This window comes from Pseudomonas sp. GW821-FHT10C09 (assembly GCF_059415465.1).
Window position 1 is genome coordinate 127,088 of the sequence record NZ_JBWKNG010000012.1, and the last position, 18,855, is coordinate 145,942.

Sequence of the window (18,855 nt, forward strand, 5' to 3'; positions counted from 1 at the left end):
TTTACAAGAACACCGCAAACCCTGTGGGAGCGAGCTTGCTCGCGATAGCGTTGGGTCAGTCAGCATAAATATCGACTGTCATACACTCATCGCGAGCAAGCTCGCTCCCACAGTGGATGTGCGGCGTTTTCAACACTTTTGAGAGTCAATGCCATGTCCCAAGCCCCTACCCTGCAAAGTTTCATCGCCGGTCGCTGGATCGGTCAACACGGTGCCCAGGTGCTGCGCAGCGCCATCGACGGCCATGAAATCGCCCGCACTCACGAAGAACGTCCGGACTTCGCCGAAGCCGTCGAACACGGTCGTCGCCAAGGCATCAGTGGCTTGATGGCGCTGGACTTCCAGCAACGCGCCCAACGCCTCAAGGCCCTGGCCTTGTACCTGAGCGAGCGCAAGGAACAGCTCTACGCGATCTCCCACCACAGCGGCGCGACCCGTGCCGACAGCTGGATCGACATCGAAGGCGGCAACAGCACCCTCTTCACTTACGCCAGCCTCGGTTCGCGGGAATTGCCGTCGGGCAACATCGTCCACGAAGGCCCGGCGATGCAGCTGAGCAAACTCGGCACCTTCGCCGGCACCCATATTCTGGTGCCGCGTGGCGGCCTGGCCGTGCACATCAACGCCTTCAACTTCCCGATTTGGGGCATGTTGGAAAAGTTTGCACCGAGCTTTCTTGCCGGCATGCCGTGCATCGTCAAACCGGCCAGCGCCACCAGCTACCTGACCGAAGCCGTGGTGCGCCTGATGGACGAATCCGGCTTACTGCCAGCGGGCAGTTTGCAGTTGATCATCGGCGGCACCGGTGACCTGCTCGACCGCCTGCAAGGCCAGGACGTGGTGACCTTCACCGGTTCCGCCGACACCGCCGCCAAGCTGCGCGTCAACCCGAACCTGATCCGCAACTCGGTACCGTTCAACGCCGAAGCCGACTCGCTGAACTGCGCGATCCTCGCCCCGGACGTGACCCCGGACGACGAAGAGTTCGAGCTGTTCATCAAGGAAGTCGCCCGCGAGATGACCACCAAGGCCGGGCAGAAATGCACCGCCATCCGCCGCGCCATCGTGCCGGCCAAACACATCGACGCGGTTGCGACGCGCTTGCGTGATCGCCTGAAGAAAGTCGTGGTCGGCGACCCGTCGGTGGAAGGCGTACGCATGGGCGCGCTGGCTTCCCACGATCAGCAAAAAGACGTCGCCGAACGCCTGGAAAGCCTGTTGCAGAGCAGCGACCTGCTGTTCGGCGCCCGTGACGGTTTCGAACCGCGCGGCGAGAACGTCAGCCAGGGCGCGTTCTTCGCCCCGACCCTGCTGCAAGCCCGCGACCCGCACGCCGAAGGTGGCGCGCACGACATCGAAGCGTTCGGCCCGGTCAGCACTTTGATGGCCTACGACGATCTGGACGAAGCCCTGGCGCTGGCCGCTCGCGGCAAAGGCAGCCTGGTGGCGAGTTTGATCACCAAGGATCCACAGATTGCCGCCAAAGCGATCCCGGTGGCAGCGGCCTGGCACGGTCGTTTGCTGGTGCTGGATCGCGAGTCCGCCGCCGAATCCACCGGTCACGGTTCACCATTGCCGCAACTCAAGCACGGCGGCCCGGGTCGTGCCGGTGGTGGTGAAGAACTCGGCGGTCTGCGCGCGGTGAAACATTACCTGCAACGCGCAGCCGTACAAGGTTCGCCAACCATGTTGGCGGCCGTTACCGGTGAATACGTGCGCGGCGCCAAGGTCATCGAAACCGAAGTGCATCCGTTCCGCCGTTTCTTCCAGGATTTGCAGATTGGCGAGTCGTTGCTCACGCACCGTCGCACTGTGACCGAGGCTGATCTGGTGAACTTCGGTTGCCTGTCCGGCGACCACTTCTACATGCACTTCGACGACATCGCCGCCAAGGAATCGCAGTTCGGCAAGCGTATTGCCCACGGTTACTTCGTGCTGTCGGCCGCGGCCGGGTTGTTTGTCTCCCCGGCGCCGGGGCCGGTGTTGGCCAACTATGGCCTGGATACGTTGCGCTTTATCAATCCGGTGGGAATTGGCGACACGATTCAGGCGCGGTTGACCTGCAAGCGCAAGATCGATCAGGGCAAGAAGAGCCCGCAAGGCATCCCGCAAGGGGTGGTGGCGTGGGATGTGGAGGTCACGAACCAACTGGGTGAGTTGGTCGCCAGTTACGACATTTTGACCCTGGTCGTTAAACGCGAGGACTGACCACAATTCTTGTGGTCACCCCACCACCACTGTGGGAGCGAGCCTGCTCGCGAAGAGGGAGTGTCAGTCGACTTAAATGTTGCCTGACACACCGCTTTCGCGAGCAGGCTCGCTCCCACAGGGGGGCGGTGGGTTGTAGATTTGGGTTAGTGCTGGCGCAACCACTCGATAAACAGCGCAAACAACTCCGACTGCGACCCGACTTCCAGTTTCAGATACAGATTCTTGCGGTGCATGCGCACCGTCTCCGGCGAGATGCTCATCTGGCTGGCCGTGGACTTCACGGAATGCCCCCTGAGCACCATGTGCGCCACTTCCCGCTCGCGCTCGGTCAGCAAGTCGCAGCCAAAGTTTTCGAAGGCGGATTGCACGCGTTGCTTCAGGTCGTCACTTTCAGTGACTGCGCTTTGCACCAGCCCACGACGGCCAAACTCGCTGATAAATTCCCGAACCAAAGGCTCAACCGCGCGCAACAGATTCAGTTGTTCCGCCCGCAGGCTTTCCCCGCCAAACCCCTGAAACAGGCTGACCGACACCTGACTGTCATGCCCCGTATCGATCAGGTAAAAACTGTCCTCCGAACACCCGGTCTTCAAGTAATAAGTCTTGTAGTACTCGCTGTCGAAGAAGTTGTCCGGGGCGATTTCCTCCAGGTGATAAAACCCTTCGGCCAGGCCCTGCTCCACCGCCAGGCAAAACGGGTCGAGCAAGTAGCCACCGGAAAAATAGCGGTCGATGATCGAGTCCCGGTACTGCTCCGGGATACCGCGCTGGTACAGCAACTGCGGCGCGCGGTCCTTGTGTTCGAGGCTGATCATCACCGATTCGATGGACACCAGATGCCCGAACGCCGACGCCAGGTAATGCAGCGCATCAGGCGCGTCGACATTGGCGAATGCCTCGCGCATGTCGCCGTGCCATTTGTGCAAGGCCCCGAAGGGCAATGCGATCAGCGTATCGTCGTTGGGTTTGCTCATGCCCCGCAGTCTAGCGGGAGAACCGACGCCGGGTAACCGCCGATTGACCGAACTCATTGCCCGACGTACTGGCCGCTTTTCTCAAGCTCGGCCGCCACTTCAAGAATGCACACCCGCAGGATCTCGACGATTTCATCGACCTGGGCGCAGGTCAGGATCAGCGGCGGCGACATCACGTTGAGGTGCATGATCGGCCGCACCAGCAACCCTCGCGCCTGGGCTCGGGAGTGAATCATCTCGCCAATGTTGACCTCATCGCCGAACAACGCCTTGGTGCGTTTGTCGGCCACGAACTCCACGCAGGCCATGAACTTCTGGCAGCGCACATCGCCCACCAACGGCAAGTCGCTGAGGGTTGCCAGGCGTTCTTCGAGGTAGGCGCCGACCACCTCGACATGCTCCAGCAGGTTTTCCCGTTCGATGATCTCGATGTTTTTCAGCGCCGCCGTGCAGCACACCGGGTGTCCGCTGTAGGTGAAGCCGTGGGTAAAGCAGCGGCCCTTGCCGGGCTCGGCGATGACTTTCCAGATACGGTCGGAAAAGATGCACGCGCCCAGCGGCAGATACGCTGAAGTCAGGCCTTTGGCGGTGGTGATGATGTCCGGTTGCACATCGAACAGATCATAAGAGGCGAAGAATTTGCCCAGACGCCCGAACGAGGTCACGACTTCATCGGCGACAAACAAAATGTCGTAGCGCTGGCAGACTTCCCACATGCGCTTCAAGTAGCCCTTGGGCGGAATGATCACCCCGCCCGAGCCCATGATCGGCTCGGCAAAGAAGCCCGCGACCTTGTCCGCGCCGATGGCGAGGATCTTGTCTTCGAACTCTTGGATCAGAAACTCGAGGAACTGCGCCTCGTCCATGCCATCCGGCGCCCGGTACGGGTTGGGGTTGGACACGTGATGGATCTTGTCATTGGCGTAATCGAATTCCGGCACGCGGTCGGCGGCCTTGTTGCCGATCGACATCGTCAGCGTAGTGGAGCCGTGGTACGCGTTAAATCGGGCGATGACGTGCTTCTTCTCCGGTTTGCCACGGCAGTTCTGGTAGTACTGAATCAGCCGGTACGCAGTGTCCACAGCAGTGGAGCCACCAGTGGTCAGGAACACATGATCGAGATCGCCCGGCGCCAGGCTGGCGAGTTTTTCGCACAACTGGATGGCGACGTTGTTGGACATGTCGGAAAACGGGTTCGAATACGCCAGTTGCCGCACCTGATCGGCAATCGCCAGGGCCATTTCCTCGCGGCCCAAGCCGATGTTGGTGCACCACATGCCGCCGACCGCATCGAGAAAACGGTTGCCGTGAGCGTCGTAAATATAGGCGCCGTCACCGGCCACAATGTTCAGTGCGCCCTGTTCGGCGTGCTCGTCGAACACGTGGTAGCCGTGCATGTAGTGGGCCTTGTCAGCCTTGATCAACTGGGCGTCATCAACGGCCGGCAGTGCTGTCAACGTTGGAGTAGCCATACAAAAACCTCAAACCGAAGGGGTAAACGAAATGAAAGATCACTACACAACTCCTGTGGGAGCGAGCCTGCTCGCGAAGACGGAGTGTCATTCGACATCGTTGTTGCCTGATACACCGCTTTCGCGAGCAGGCTCGCTCCCACAGGTTTAGTGTTCAGATCCCGCTCTTCACCGTGCTCCAGACGCGGGTGATGGCGCGCATCTCTTTCGCGTCCTGTGTTTTTTGCGGAAACAGGCGCTGGCGGGTTTCTTCATCGGGGTAGATCGCCGGATTGCTGCGCACATCGGCATTGAGCAACGGCGTGGCGGCCGCGTTGCTGTTGGCGTAGTGGATGTAGTCGGTGACGTCCGCCATCACTTGTGGCTGCATCAAGTACTCAAGGAACTTGTGCGCATTGGCCACGTGTGGCGCATCGGCCGGGATGTACATGTTGTCGAACCAGATCAGCGAACCTTCCTTGGGAATGAAGTAGGCCAGTTTGATCTTCAACTTGGCTTCTTCGGCCCGGGCCATGGCGGTGGCGTAGTCGCCGGACCAGGTCATGGCCATGCACACGTCGCCGTTGGGCAGGCTGGTCAGGTAGTTCACCGAGTCGAACTTCTTGATGTACGGCCGCACGGACAGCAATAAGTCCTGCGCGGCTTTCAAGTCTTCCGGCGATGCACTTCGCGGGTCTCGCCCCAGGTACTTCAAGGCCAGCGGAATCACTTCGGTAGGTGCATCAACCAGGGTGACGCCGCAGTCGGCGAAGCGCGAGACGATTTTCGGATCGAAGATCATCGCCAGCGAACCAATCGGCGCGTCCGGCATGCGTTCCTTGATCTTGTCGACGTTGTAGGTGATGCCGTTGCTGCCCCAGGTGTACGGCGCGGAATACACGGTGCCGGCATCAAAGCCCTGCAAGTCCTGCAAGACTTTCGGGTCAAGGTTGGTCCAGCCCGGCAGCAACTTCTTGTCCAGCGGCTGGAACACTTTGGCCTTGATCAAGGGCGGCGCAAGGGAGGCATTCAATACCACCAGATCGTAACCGGAGTGCCCGGTGAGCAACTTGGCCTGGACGGTTTCGTAGGCATCGAACGTGTCGTAGATCACCTTGATCCCGGAGGCTTTCTCAAAGTCGGCAATGGTCTTTTCGCCGATGTAGTCCGCCCAGTTATACAACCGCAGCGTATTGTTTTCGTTCACGTCAGTGGCGGCGTGCACATTGAGTGTCAGCGGAACTAGCAACAGACTGGAAATCACCATGAGGGCCTTGCGCATAGCAAATTCACCTTATCAAGCGAAGTCGGTTCTGGACGACCGGTTGATGCCACTATTGAGCGATCGGGCCAACGGCACCATACCCCGAATGGGTGTGTGAGCCGTTTTGCCGACCAACTCTGCGGCGAAAACATGGCAAAAAGCAGCAGTTTCGTTGACTCGTTTTGTCATAGCTCCCGCGCCCGTCGGGCGCTTAGAGTGGCTGCCGGACAAAACAGGCGGGGCATTCCATGACTGAGCTGATCAAACAACAACGAAACGAAGGCGTTTTGACGCTCACGCTCGACCGCCCCGACAAGCTCAACGCGCTGAACAACAGCCTGTACACGCAGTTGGCCGACCAGTTGCTGGCGGCGGATGAAGACCCAGATGTCGGCGTGATCGTGATCACCGGCGGCACCACCTGCTTCACCAGTGGTAACGATCTGGCGGATTTTCTCGAACATCCGCCGACCCATCTGGACAGCCCGGCATTTCGCCTGATGAAAGTCGTCATTCACCTGCAAACACCGTTGATCGCCGCCGTGTGCGGCGCGGCCATCGGCATTGGTACCACCCTGCTGCTGCATTGCGATCAGGTGCTGGTGACGCGAAACGCCAAGCTGCGCGTGCCGTTCGTCAACCTGGGCCTGTGCCCGGAGTTCGGCGCCAGCCAGTTGTTGCCGCGCCTGATCGGTCACGCCCGCGCCGCCCGCCTGCTGCTGTGGGGCGACAGCCTCGACGGCGCGGCGGCGGTCGCCTGTGGCCTGGCCAACGAGCTGTTCGACGACGGCCAACAATGCCTCGACGCCGCGCAAAACCTGGCCCGACGCCTGCTCGCCATGCCGCAGGACTCACTGCGCCAAACCCGGCAACTGCTCAAACAGGCGTCATTGCCGGAGCTGCAAGCCACTATTCGTCAGGAAAACCTGCTGTTCATCGAACGCCTCAAGACACCTGAAGCGCAAACAGCGTTGACCGCCCTACTCAATCGCAGTACAGAAAAGCATTCACCAAGAGGAAAGCCGTAATGAACACCCCGGATATTTTTGTTGTCAGCGCCGCGCGTACCGCCATCGGCACCTTTGGCGGTTCGCTCAAAGACGTTCCGCTGGCCGACCTCGCGACCACGGCCGTCAAGGCTGCCCTGCAACGCTCCGGCGTAGACCCGGCACAAGTTGGCCATCTGGTGATGGGCAGCGTGATCCCGACCGAAACCCGCGACGCCTACATCTCCCGCGTTGCCGCGATGAACGCCGGCATCCCGAAAGAGACCCCGGCCTACAACGTCAACCGCCTGTGCGGTTCCGGCCTGCAAGCGATCATCAATGCCGCGCAAACCCTGATGCTGGGCGATGCCGACATCGTCGTCGGTGCCGGTGCCGAATCCATGAGCCGCGGGCCTTACATCATGCCGGCCGCCCGTTGGGGTGCGCGCATGGGCAACATCCAGGCCATCGACTACATGCTGGGCATCCTGCATGACCCGTTCCACGGCATTCACATGGGCATCACTGCCGAGAACGTCGCCGAGCGCAACGGCATCACCCGTGAAATGCAAGACGCCCTGGCCCTGGAAGACCAGAAGCGCGCGGCCTTCGCCATCGCCAATGGCTACTTCAGCGAGCAAATCGTTGGCGTGGAAATCCGTGATCGCAAAGAGACCAAGCTGTTCAGCGTCGACGAGCACCCTCGCGCTACCACGCTGGAACAACTGGCGGGCATGAAGCCAGCGTTCAAGAAAGACGGCTCGGTAACGGCCGGCAACGCTTCCGGCCTGAACGACGGCGCCGCTGCGCTGGTCATGGCCACCGGCGCCGCGGTGCAGAGCAACAATCTGCGCCCGCTGGCTCGTCTGGTGAGCTACGCCCACGCCGGTGTTGAACCGGAACTGATGGGCCTCGGCCCGGTGCCGGCCACCCGCCTGGCGCTCAAGCGTGCCGGCCTGACCGTCGCCGACATGGACGTGATCGAAGCCAACATCGCCTTCGCCGCCCAGGCCTGTGCGGTCAGCCAGGAACTGGACCTCGACCCGGCCAAGGTCAACCCGAACGGTTCGGGTATTTCCCTGGGTCACCCGGTCGGCGCAACCGGCGCGATCATTGCCACCAAAGCCATCCACGAACTGCACCGCACCAACGGCCGTTATGCGCTGGTGACCATGTGCATCGGCGGCGGCCAAGGGATTGCAGCGATTTTCGAACGCGTTTAAGTATCAACGTGATGCCCGGTGCAACGCCGGGCATCGCAGCCGCTTGATGATTTCCTTCGACAACTGGTCGCCATCCATCAATCCCGCCCCTTCCTCGCACCCTAGATTAACTCCCAGAGCAAGCTCGGCTCTCACAGGGTTTTGTGTCGTGACCTCTTATTTGTGGAGTTCAGCGAACCATGGCGTTTGATTACCTGATTGTGGGCCGTTATGACACGCCGCTTAGGTCACGCGAATTCGAAGCCGGCTATCACTGGGATTTTTCCTACATTTCAGTGGCTTCATGCCTACAAACCATGGGGCGTTAGTGCGGCACTATTCAACTTTTTCAGGCCACTGGGCTATTAAAAGCCAATGGTTCTTTTACGATATTTTGGATAGAAGATCATTTGCGATGAATAGCTTTCCGCTCCGTGCACTGGTTCTAGAGGACCATCCATTTCAGCGAGCGTTTGCAGTGAAGGTGCTGCAACATTTGGGGTGCACCGAGATCTTCGAAGCCGAAGACGGAGAGCAGGCGCTGGCGTTGTTACAGCAGGTTGGCGCCGTGGATTTCACGCTGTGCGATCTGCGCATGAATGGTATGGATGGCCTGGAGTTCCTGCAGCAGGCGAGCCACTCCAATTTGGTGGGCGCGATCATCATCTGCAGCTCGATGTCTTCGGATCTGCGGTGCTCGGTACAGAAAATCGTTTCTTTACTGGGCATGCAGTTATTGGGCGATGCCGGCAAACCCTTGCGTCCGGAAGCATTGACGCCGCTACTGGCGAAGTACTCCGCAAGCACGTTCAAACCCTCGAGTCGTGCCCCGGATCTGGACCTTGAGCTGCCGGGCAGCCAGGAAGTCGCCCATGCCTTGCATGACCAGCAGATCAAGGCGTATTACCAACCAAAAATCAATCTGCACACAGGCGAGATCTATGGCGTCGAGGTGCTCGCCCGGTGGCTACACCCCATCCAGGGAATTTTGTCACCGGCGTTCTTCATCCCGACACTTGAGCATGACGGGCTGATGGACGAGCTTATGTTCGATCAGATGAACCAGGCCTTGGCGCTGCAAAAGCAATTGAGCGAAAAGAACATCGACCTTAATTTTGCATTCAACCTGCAAACGTCTCAGTTGGCCGGTGGTCAACTCACGCAGCGGATCAAATCGATGCTGGATCACTTCGACCTCCCAGGCACTGGCCTGACGTTTGAGTTGACCGAGAGCGGGTTGCTGGAAGCAACAGCGGCCAGCCTCGAAACACTGGTACGCCTGCGCATGATGGGTTGCCAATTGTCCATCGATGACTTTGGCGCGGGGTTTTCTTCGATCCAGCGTTTATGTCAGCTGCCGTTCAATGAAATCAAACTGGACACCGAGTTCGTGCGGTCCTTGCAGGAACAACGCTGCCAGACGGTGATCAGCAGCATCCTCGCACTGGGTGACTCGTTGGGCATGTCAGTGGTTGTTGAGGGGATCGAAACGCTGGAGCAACGGGACAAACTGCTTGAGCTGGGTTGCTCGAGAGGACAAGGCTATTTCTATGCCCGCCCCATGAGCGGCGCCGATTTGTTGTCGTGGCTGACGCCTGTGCCTTTGGGCTGACTGAATTGCCCCGCGGGTTTGTAGACACTTCCAATGCTTGAAACGAAGAAGGCCCCACAGGGGCCTTCTTTTTTGCATCAGCGTTTCAGCGTTTGGGTAGCTCACTACTACAAGTTGCTGTCGAGCACATGAGCACAGGTCTGTGGCAAGAACGCATACGACTGCGCGACTTTATTGTCGTCGAACATCACCTTGTACTGGCAGACCCGCGGCTCGTGGGTACCGGGCTGTGGGAACTTGAAGATGTAGTCCCACTCGCGGACGTTGAACATGGCTTCGGAGAAGTGCGGCAAACCAATCAGTTCATAAAGTTGCGGCTTGGTCAGGCCAGGCACGACCTTGCGCAAATTCTCCACGTTCACATAACTGCCTTCGGTACGGCTGGCATCCTTGAGCGCAGGGAACGCCAGGTCGCTGGACTTGCCATTCGCATCGACATGGCTTGGGTTGGTACCACAAGCTGCCAGCGTCGCGGCCACGTAGCCGCCCAGCAGCAGACGCACCATTAATTTATTGAGCTTTTGCATAAAGTTCTCGACAGGATAAAAAAGGGAGAAAAAGCCCGGCTCACGCCGGGCTCTGGATCAACGTGAAAGGCTTACCACTGATAACCCACACCAACCGATGCGCCGAATTCGCGCTGGGTATTGGTTGTGGCTTGCAGCTTGGTGACCCAGCGGCCGTTATCAGAGATCCGCGACACGCCCAAGGCCATCGCCGATTCACCGCGATAGGTGCCCATGGAACCGGAGGTCATGCTTGCACCCGCGGCGTACGGCTGAGGCAGCGCCGCCATGGCCATTGCACCGGCGACACCGGCACTCAAGTCGTCATCCAACTGCTTGATGTCTTTGTTCAACGCGCTGTAGACCGAGTTGGTGTAGGCATTGGCATTGTTGGTCGCGTCCGTCACACCCTTGTTCAACTGGCTCAGGTTGACCGCGTCTGTCGGCGCCGTACCGGCCGCCACGTTGGTGATCTGGCGCTCGCTGCCTGCTGCGCCTACCGACACACTGTTGGCACGATCGGCGACCGAGTTGGCACCCAACGCTACCGAGTTATCCGCCTTTGCGTTGGCGCCGTTGCCCGTTGCCGTAGAGTTGTTACCCGCGGCGATGGCGTTGGTGCCGACGGCCGAGCTGTTCTTGCCAGAGGCCTTGGCACCCGCACCGCCTGCCATCGAGTCCTCGCCCGTCGCTGAGGGTTTTGGCAGGTTGCTGGTGTTGTTGACCTGGAACATGCCATCGGTGCCGTTCTGCAGATTAGTGACATTCGTCACTGCCTGGGTCACACGGTTGTCGACGCTGGTAATCCGCTTGTCCTGATTCACGACGGAGTTGTTGATCGTGCTGAGCGAGTCGTCGGTGTACTTCTTCGACTCGGCCACAGCGCCATCCAGTTGCCGCAGGTTCACCGCATCGGTGGCGTCCTTACCGTCCGCGACATTGCTGACGGTGCGGGTTTCGCCCGTTGCCGCGTTGCCAACAGAAACGGTTCCTGATGTCGAGTTATCGGCGCCAGAGTACTTGCCGGTATAGGTTTGCGCACCACGACCGCCATCGCTGGACCCGCTGCCCAATGCAACGCTGCCATCGGCAGACGCCTTGGCTCCGTTGCCCACCGCAACCGCATTACCGCCCGAAGCATTTGCACCGTTACCCGAAGCCACCGAGCCAGCGCCCGACGCTACGGCATTCGGTCCGATGGCAACCGACTCGGCCCCACTGGCCACGGAGTCAGCGCCCGCCGAGTTGGCATGGAAATACTTGATGCCCCCACCGTTGGTGATGCTGTTGATATTGCCTTCGATATTGGTCACCCGATTATCGATACCGGTAACCTGCTGGCCCAAGGCAAAAAGCTGCGAACCGTTGACCGCATCCTTGGAGTTGGCGCTCAGATCACCAGCCCCCACGTTGGTAATCTTGTTGACGGTGGTACCGCCATGGCTCGCACTGAAAGCACCCAGGCTGGAATCCCACTGCAGCGCGTCATTCGACAGGTTGTTGATGTTGGTGGTGTTGGTCGCCACCTGCGTGTTGGTCTGGTTGAGCTGCGACATGTTCACCGCATCGCTGTCCGCGACACCATTGGCCACGTTGGTGATTTTGGTGCCACCGACGTGGGTACTGTTGTCGTAGGTATCGCCCCCCAGGGTGATGGTGTTGTGGGTGCTGTCGTCGTACTTGACCGCATTGGCATCGACAGCCGAGAGAGCCTGATTGGTCGCGTTCAGCTGGCTGCCGTTGATGGCGTCGGTGCTGGTGGAATTGACCTGACCCGCCGCTACGTTGATGATCTGGCGCTCGCCGTTGACGGAACCCACGCTCACCACACCTGACGGCGAGCCGCCCGCGTAGTTGTAGGTCGTGCCATCGATGATGCCTGTAGGCGTACCCAATGCCGCTCGGTCGGTGCTTTTGTTGCCCAGCACCACACTGTTGTCCTGTGTGGCAGTGATGTTATTGCCCACCACAAATGTGTTGTTATTCGCGACAGTGTTTCCGTTACCCAGGGCGTAGCTGTTGTTGCCGGATATTCCTTTGAAATTGGAAGTAAGTCCGGTACCGATGGAACCGGAGCCACTGCCGGTCACCACGTTATCGGCGCCGATGGCAATGCTGGAACTGCCCTCGGCATGAGCAGACGTGCCCAACGCGATGGCGCTAAGCGCAGATGCTTTAGCTCTGTCGCCTACCGCCGTGGCACTCGAATCGCTCGCCACCGCCAGGTTACCGATACCCGTGCTGTTAATGCCCGATGCGATGGTCCAGGTACCTACCGCGATTCCGTTCGCACCCGAAGCAATCGGAGCATTACCGATACTGACTGAACTGTAGCCGGTGGCTTTGGTGCCTGAACCAATGCCCACTGTGTAGCCTTCAGTGGCCTGAGCCCCGAAACCCAGCGCCAGAGACTTAACAATACTGGTGTTGCCACTCACCCCCGACACCGCGCCTTGACCCAGCGCCATGGTCTGCGATCCATAGGCCGCCGCGCCAGTACCGAGCGCGATGGCGTTGAACAATTGCGCCTTTGAGTTCGTACCAATGGCGATCGCGCCGCCCACGTGCCCATCAGCATCGACAGCGCCATCAGCTTTCGCAGTAGTGCCAATCGCCAGGTCATTGACCTGCGCTGCGCTGGCTCCCTCGCCGCATGCGAGCGCCTTATCCCCTGGCGCCGAGGGGGCAGTCACCCACGTCCCGTTAACCAGGCAGGTATTACCTGGCGCAGCCGAAGCAACGTTGATGGAACCGGCGCCAAACAACAGTGCCGCCGTGGCGAGCTTAGTTGCGGAACTCATCTTCTTGACGCCGCTGTCCAACGTTGAAGACTTGGTTTTGGAAGTTGCAAGTTCGGAAGCAACAACCCAGGTACTAAGTGTCGCATTCCAAACCAACTTGAATATCTTGTTCATTGCGTTTCCTGCTGAGCGTGTCGAGTGCCCCCAGATGAACTACCCGAGGCCGTAATGGCGACTTTAGATAGGTTGATTTGTATTTAATGTAGGAAATTTCCCAGCGCTCTTTCCTAACAAACACATTTCGACACGCTTTCGCTCCACGCCCCTTTCGGTAGGAAATTTCCTACAAAAGCAGGGGCTTAGTCCTACATTCTCACCGCTCTATTTGGTGAAGCATTCACACATCCACGCAAAGGGATTACGTTAAGCAGGGCTTCTCTGCTACAACCAAAACCACAAGATTTGACGTGACCCACCACCACTAAAGTCTAGAGTGATCTAATGTATGCCTACTGTGACAAAGCCCTCCAGTCCAATGCCTAGTGTTTTGCGCCCGGCGAATCCCAACAATCCGCCGGGTAATCAAAAATCAAAAGAAGGCGCAATACTCGGCCAAGGGGCAAACTCTGCACTCACATCCCCCTTCATTCCGCCAACCGGCTCGGTGAAACCGGCGCCGCCACCGGTAATGGCAAAACCGAAGCCTTTTCAAGTACCTAAGATCTGCCCTGAGTGCAGGACTAATCACACCGGTGCTTGCGCTACCAAACAGTCGACTCCACCCGCTTCAGACTCCGGGAAATCTGCTAGCGCTCAAGAGATCCTCGACAAATACAAGAGCGGTTATTCGGCAACAGATAGAGTGTTGCCCTTCACCCTCATGAAAGATGTAACAAACGACTCACTGAGTTTTTCCGAAAAGAAGGCCAGTCAAAAACAAATCGATAAAGTATCAAACAAGAAGTTCGCCATCCGACACTACACAAAATCAGTCGATGGACCACCACCTTATAACACCATCAATCCGAACTTTGAGCTGGTTAATACAGGCGTCAAAACGCTTAATAGAACTCAAGGAAGCAATACAAACGAAGACGACTGGAACCGTCTGGGCAATACCGCATTTACGTTCTTTTTGTTAGCCATTGACGGAAAGGTTTCTGAGCGGAGGTTTCTGGCTTCAATGACACATTATGCAGAATTTGATTTGGAAGACCCCGGTCTATTGCCCGCCCTGGGACTCGACACGGCCGAGTTCTTTGCATCTCCAGATTTACTGCATGAGAAAGACTTGTCCGCCGCCAAGGCTGTTAAAGGTCCGTTAAGTGAGCTGAAGTCTTTAATGATTGCCAGCTCGGAGCTTCCGCCTATTCAGTTGGGTATTATGCAAGCAGCCCCTTTGCTTGAGGTCATTGACACCAAGTTTAAGGGAAGCCTGGAAATTAAAATTCCAGGCTCGGTTCCAGTGTCCCGATGGATTCCGGTCTAAGGAGCGATGTCGAAGTCTGGATGAAATCCTCAGCCAGCGATTTCATACAGACTGTCCCGCCAGCCTCTACGTTCAAGCCACGTAGAGGTCCAGTTTTTCGGCCAATTGCTCCATCTCCCGCTGCAGCTCATCTACCGCCTCGGCCAATCGGGAAGTGTCCCGGCCCGTGCAGACCACTTCAAGCTGCTCACAGCACTGAATCAGTCGATGGGCCCGGATGATGCGCGCGCCCCCCTTCACCCGGTGAGCCAGGCCCGACAATGCATTCAAGTCATGCTTGGTGAACAACTGAATCAACCGCGCCATGTCTTCTTCATTCGCCGTGGACAGATCACCAATCAGGCTGTTGATCGACGCTTTGTCGCCCCGAGTCAGTTGCTCAAGGCTGCTCAGGTCAATCTCATTGCTGCCGTGCACCGAGGTCTGCTCCTCACCTCGGTCCATGGGCGCTACAGCCTCCAGGCACGCCTTCAATTCCTCAAGCCCGATGGGCTTGAACAGACAATCGTCCATGCCTGCTTCGATGCAACGGACCCGCTCTTCCTGCTGGGCGTTTGCTGTATACCCCAGGACCAAACACGGTGCGCGACCTTGGGTACGCTCCTCTTCACGGATGACCTGAGTCAACTCGTAGCCATTCATCATTGGCATGTTGCAGTCGGTGATCACCACATCGAACCACTGACTGCGCCAGGCTTGCAGCCCTCGCGCGCCGTCCTCGGCATCGCTCACCCGGTGTCCGAGGTGGCTTAGCTGCTGAGACAACAACAGACGATTGGCGGGATAGTCGTCAATGACCAGCACATTCAGCACATGATGTTGCAGGGCAACATCGAACGGCATCATCCCGGGCAATTCAGCCAGGGGCTCCAGCGCCGGCAAATTCAGATGGACTTCAACCTTTGTTCCCTTGCCGAAAACGCTGCTCATGAGCAAACGCCCGCCCATCATTTCGCACAGCGTGCGACTGATGACCAACCCCAACCCTGAACCACTGCGCGCGCACTGGGTGTTATTGCTGGCCTGGGTAAACGGGCTGAACAAGTTCTGCTGATCTTCATCCGAAATGCCAATACCGGTGTCCTCAATGACAAGGGCGACGGCCATGAACTGCGAATTTTTCGCGGGGCGGGCTTGCAGGCTCAATCGCACCTGGCCGTCCTGGGTGAACTTGATCGCGTTACTCAACAGGTTGGAAACAATCTGTTTGAAGCGTAAAGGGTCAACAAGCACATCACTTGGCATCTGGAAGTCCAGATCCAGTATCAGGCTCAGACGTTTTTGTCGGGCAACACCTTCGAATACCCGCAATACCGACTCAAGCAGCTCACGCAAATTGGCCCTCTCTGGCGACAGAGACAAACGTCCGGACTCGATTCGGGCAATGTCCAGAATATCGCCGATCAGGTCCAGCAGGCCATGAGCCGCGCCAGACGCAACCTCAATGGCAAACCGATCCGTGACGCCTTGATCAGCCTTTTTCATCGCAATCTCGAGCATGCCGATGACCGCATTCATGGGCGTGCGGATTTCATGACTCATGGTGGCCAAGAACAGACTTTTGGCCCGGTTGGCATCATCGGCATGTTCCTTGGCCTCGTCGGCGACCAGCTTTGCTTCACGCAACTGCTCGACAAGCGCCTGGCGTTCGCTGATGTCGATCCATCCGGCAATCACGCCGCCCACTTCGCCATTACTGTTTCGGTACGGCAGCATCCAGTGATAAATCTGCAGTTCACGGTCATCCAGCAACCTGATGACACGGTCTTCAACCATAGGCATGCCGGTACTGGTGATCCGCTGAAATTCCTCCTCGTAACGGCTCGCGTCCTCGGGGTGGAGCAACTTCACTTTGCCCTTTCCAATCACCTCCTCGCGGTCTACCCCAAAGACCTTGAGGTAACTGGAGTTGCAGATCAGCAGAATTCCATTGCGGTCCCGGATGTAAATCGGATGGGGGGTGCCATCAATCAAGACCCGCATAAACTCCAGTTGCTCATTGAGTGCACGCTCAGCCTCATCGCGCCTGCGCAACGCCACCTTCATGTAGGCGATCCATACCAGCGCCAGCGCCAACAGCACCAAAAACCCGGAAACCACTTCGACGATAAACGTTCTATTGCGCGCCCAATAGCTGTCTTCGACCATCACGTCGTTACGCCAGCGATTCCTGATTTCATCCATTTCCTCGGGTGGGATACTCAACAGTGCCTTGTCGAGAATGGAATGGAGCTCCAACGCCCCACGACTTGTCGCGAAGGCCATCTGCGCGAAGTCGTTACCGACAGTGCTGACGACGCGCAACTTTCCCTCAAAGCGATGATTGATCATGTGACTGCTGAGGATCAGCGTACCGACCATCGCGTCAACTTCCCCGCTGAGGACCATACTCATAGCGTGTTCTGAGTCGTCAGCTTCCACCAAGCGGATGTTTGGATAGTTGCTCGTCAGCCATTCGTGCATATTATTGTTACGAGTCAGCACCAACCGCTTACCTGCCAGTTGCTCGAGTGCAAATGGAATATCGGCCTCGGCCTTGGCTATCAGCACATAAGGCGAAGCCAGGTAAGGTCGAGTGAAATGCAGCACACGCTCACGCACCGGACTCGGAGTGAGTGTTGCCAGGAAGTCAGAATCACTGTTGCCGACAGCCTCTACCATCGCAGAAACCGACGGCACTATCTGAACATCAAACTTCAACCCTGTGCGAAGCGAAACTTTGCTCAACACATCATTGGCAATGCCTACGAACTCGCCATTTTTGTTAACAAAAGACAAAGGCGGATAGCCACCCACTACATTGACCCGGACACTCGGATGCTCATCCAGCCAGCGTTGTTCGCTGCTACTGAAATTCAGGCGCCGCTTGCCGGGTATGTTCTCCCCGCCCGCCCCCCAGCGGTTCATGATTTCCATGCGCGCACTCACTGGAATCGCTGCAATGGCCGCATTGACGACACGAATCAGGGTTTGGTTGTCGCTGTTCATGACGAAACTGAAGTCGCGAACTTCCATGCGCGAGAAGTCCGCCAACTCGACATTATTTATAAAGTTGTTATTAATCAGGTAATTGGCGCTGACAGAATCACCAAGATAAACATCCGCCTGCCCAAACGCTACGGCACCAATGGCGCTCAGCATGGAGGGGTAAAGTTGCAGGGTGGCTTTAGGGTAAAAAGCGCGTACGGCATCAGGGGAAATGTAGTGGTAAAGCATGGCAATAGTCTTGCCGTTCAGGTCAACCGGCAAATCACCGCCGTCACCCTTGCGGGTGATTAATGTGGGCTTGTCATTGGCATAGGGATGGCTGAGCACCAGGTTCGGAAACTGCGACTCGAACTCATTGGCCGTCCCGACAAAATCCACGTCCCCTTTTCTGACCGCTTCTACAACCTCACCGCGACTGTCATAGCGGCGAATTTCAACTTTGAGTCCCAGAAGCTCGCCAATCAACTGCGCATAGTCAATCGTCACCCCTTCCATCTGATCATGGTTGATCGTCATATCGAAGGATGCGTAATCGGGAGTGGAGGCCCCCAATAGCAAAACACTCTTGGAGCGCAACCAACGCCAATCCCGCTCATCAAGCGTTACGTGATAACCACCGTTGACGTTCGATCGCCCCAACAGACCAAGCGTTTTCGGCTCGGCCTCAACCGGGGAACTGAAGTGAGTAGCAAGAACCAACACGACCAGCGACAGACAGATCTGAAGAGACTTCATCATTTAAAGCAGATCGTTGCGTTTGGCGAAGTCGGCGAGATAAACAACCGACGTCACATTGAGCTTCTCAATCAACCGTGCCTTGTAGGTACTAACGGTCTTGTTACTCAAGAGCATGAGGTCACCAATTTCCTTATTACTGAGCCCGTTCGCCAGTTGTTTGAGAATCGCCAGTTCTCTATTCGAGAGCGAACGAATCAGCTCGTCATCCGTTGCGCTTCCATCGCTGCGGCGAACAGATTGAGCCTGGATGTCTGGAAAATAGCTGTAACCCGACATGATGACCTTGACGCCTCTGGCCAGTTCATCCAGACCATCGGTTTTGGAGATATACCCGGCCGCACCTGCACTCATGCATCTCATGGAATAAAATTTTGCAGACAAAGAGGTCAACACGAGGATCTTGGTCGGGATATCCAACGCCCGAATACGCCGAATAGCTTCCAGACCGTCAAGCTTCGGAATAGTGATATCCAGTACAAGCATGTCAGGTCTATGGGCAATGACCAGTTGAACGGCATCGGCACCGTTATCGGTTTCCGCTACGATTTCAAAATTTTCATTCGCCAACAGCATTTTGACCGACGAACGTATGAATGGATGATCATCTACAACGATTGCTTTTAACATTTGAGTTCCTTTTTACTCCCAAGACAGACACCGACATTTCCTCGGTCGGCTCGGCATTAGTGCATG

The 18,855-nt window shown here is 57.5% G+C and carries 12 protein-coding genes; 5 read left to right on the plus strand and 7 right to left on the minus strand.

The window, feature by feature from the left end; translation table 11 throughout:
• Positions 1-153 precede the first annotated feature (153 nt).
• Positions 154-2,208, plus strand: a complete 2,055-nt coding sequence (gene paaZ, locus AC07N8_RS14530; protein ID WP_483843448.1) for a phenylacetic acid degradation bifunctional protein PaaZ — start codon at positions 154-156, stop codon at positions 2,206-2,208.
• A 146-nt stretch (positions 2,209-2,354) separates the two neighbouring features.
• On the opposite strand, the gene AC07N8_RS14535 is transcribed toward paaZ, so the two are convergent.
• From AC07N8_RS14535 to AC07N8_RS14545, 3 genes are all read right to left on the minus strand, one after another.
• Positions 2,355-3,242: a helix-turn-helix transcriptional regulator gene (locus AC07N8_RS14535; RefSeq protein ID WP_493144221.1), complete on the minus strand. Its 888-nt coding sequence runs from the start codon at positions 3,240-3,242 to the stop codon at positions 2,355-2,357.
• On the minus strand, positions 3,239-4,657 hold the full coding sequence (locus tag AC07N8_RS14540; protein ID WP_493144223.1) for an aminotransferase: 1,419 nt from the start codon (positions 4,655-4,657) through the stop codon (positions 3,239-3,241). The genes AC07N8_RS14535 and AC07N8_RS14540 overlap by 4 nt, the downstream gene beginning before the upstream one ends.
• 154 nt (positions 4,658-4,811) lie before the next feature.
• A complete protein-coding gene (locus AC07N8_RS14545) occupies positions 4,812-5,918 on the minus strand; it encodes a polyamine ABC transporter substrate-binding protein (RefSeq protein WP_123432481.1) in 1,107 nt (368 codons plus the stop codon).
• A 230-nt stretch (positions 5,919-6,148) separates the two neighbouring features.
• Between AC07N8_RS14545 and AC07N8_RS14550 the strand changes: the two genes are divergently transcribed.
• The 3 genes from AC07N8_RS14550 to AC07N8_RS14560 all read left to right on the plus strand — a co-directional run bounded on the left by AC07N8_RS14550 (position 6,149) and on the right by AC07N8_RS14560 (position 9,700).
• Positions 6,149-6,928, plus strand: coding sequence for an enoyl-CoA hydratase (locus tag AC07N8_RS14550; protein WP_493144224.1), 780 nt, complete (start codon positions 6,149-6,151; stop codon positions 6,926-6,928).
• The gene (locus AC07N8_RS14555) at positions 6,928-8,109 is read left to right on the plus strand and encodes an acetyl-CoA C-acyltransferase family protein (protein WP_046032657.1); all 1,182 of its coding nucleotides are present in this window, start codon (positions 6,928-6,930) and stop codon (positions 8,107-8,109) included. The genes AC07N8_RS14550 and AC07N8_RS14555 overlap by 1 nt, the downstream gene beginning before the upstream one ends.
• A gap of 394 nt (positions 8,110-8,503) precedes the next feature.
• Entirely contained in the window at positions 8,504-9,700 is a 1,197-nt protein-coding gene (locus tag AC07N8_RS14560; protein WP_493144225.1) for an EAL domain-containing response regulator, read from the plus strand.
• Between the two features lie 107 nt (positions 9,701-9,807).
• Here AC07N8_RS14560 and AC07N8_RS14565 read toward each other — a convergent pair whose 3' ends face one another.
• Both AC07N8_RS14565 and AC07N8_RS14570 read right to left on the minus strand, forming a co-directional pair.
• Complete coding sequence (locus AC07N8_RS14565) at positions 9,808-10,227, minus strand: outer membrane protein assembly factor BamE (RefSeq protein ID WP_493144228.1); 420 nt, start codon at positions 10,225-10,227, stop codon at positions 9,808-9,810.
• 71 nt (positions 10,228-10,298) lie between these two features.
• Positions 10,299-13,121, minus strand: coding sequence for a YadA-like family protein (locus tag AC07N8_RS14570; RefSeq protein WP_493144232.1), 2,823 nt, complete (start codon positions 13,119-13,121; stop codon positions 10,299-10,301).
• Between the two features lie 331 nt (positions 13,122-13,452).
• On the opposite strand from AC07N8_RS14570, the gene AC07N8_RS14575 reads away from it, so the two are divergent.
• Positions 13,453-14,436 (plus strand): hypothetical protein, encoded by a 984-nt coding sequence (locus AC07N8_RS14575; RefSeq protein ID WP_493144234.1) that lies wholly within the window; start codon positions 13,453-13,455, stop codon positions 14,434-14,436.
• A gap of 72 nt (positions 14,437-14,508) precedes the next feature.
• Here the strand turns inward: AC07N8_RS14575 and AC07N8_RS14580 are convergent, their stop codons facing one another.
• Both AC07N8_RS14580 and AC07N8_RS14585 read right to left on the minus strand, forming a co-directional pair.
• Positions 14,509-18,162: a transporter substrate-binding domain-containing protein gene (locus AC07N8_RS14580; protein WP_493144236.1), complete on the minus strand. Its 3,654-nt coding sequence runs from the start codon at positions 18,160-18,162 to the stop codon at positions 14,509-14,511.
• On the minus strand, positions 18,163-18,789 hold the full coding sequence (locus tag AC07N8_RS14585; RefSeq protein ID WP_483843457.1) for a response regulator: 627 nt from the start codon (positions 18,787-18,789) through the stop codon (positions 18,163-18,165). It lies immediately after the preceding gene.
• Between the last annotated feature and the right edge of the window lie 66 nt (positions 18,790-18,855).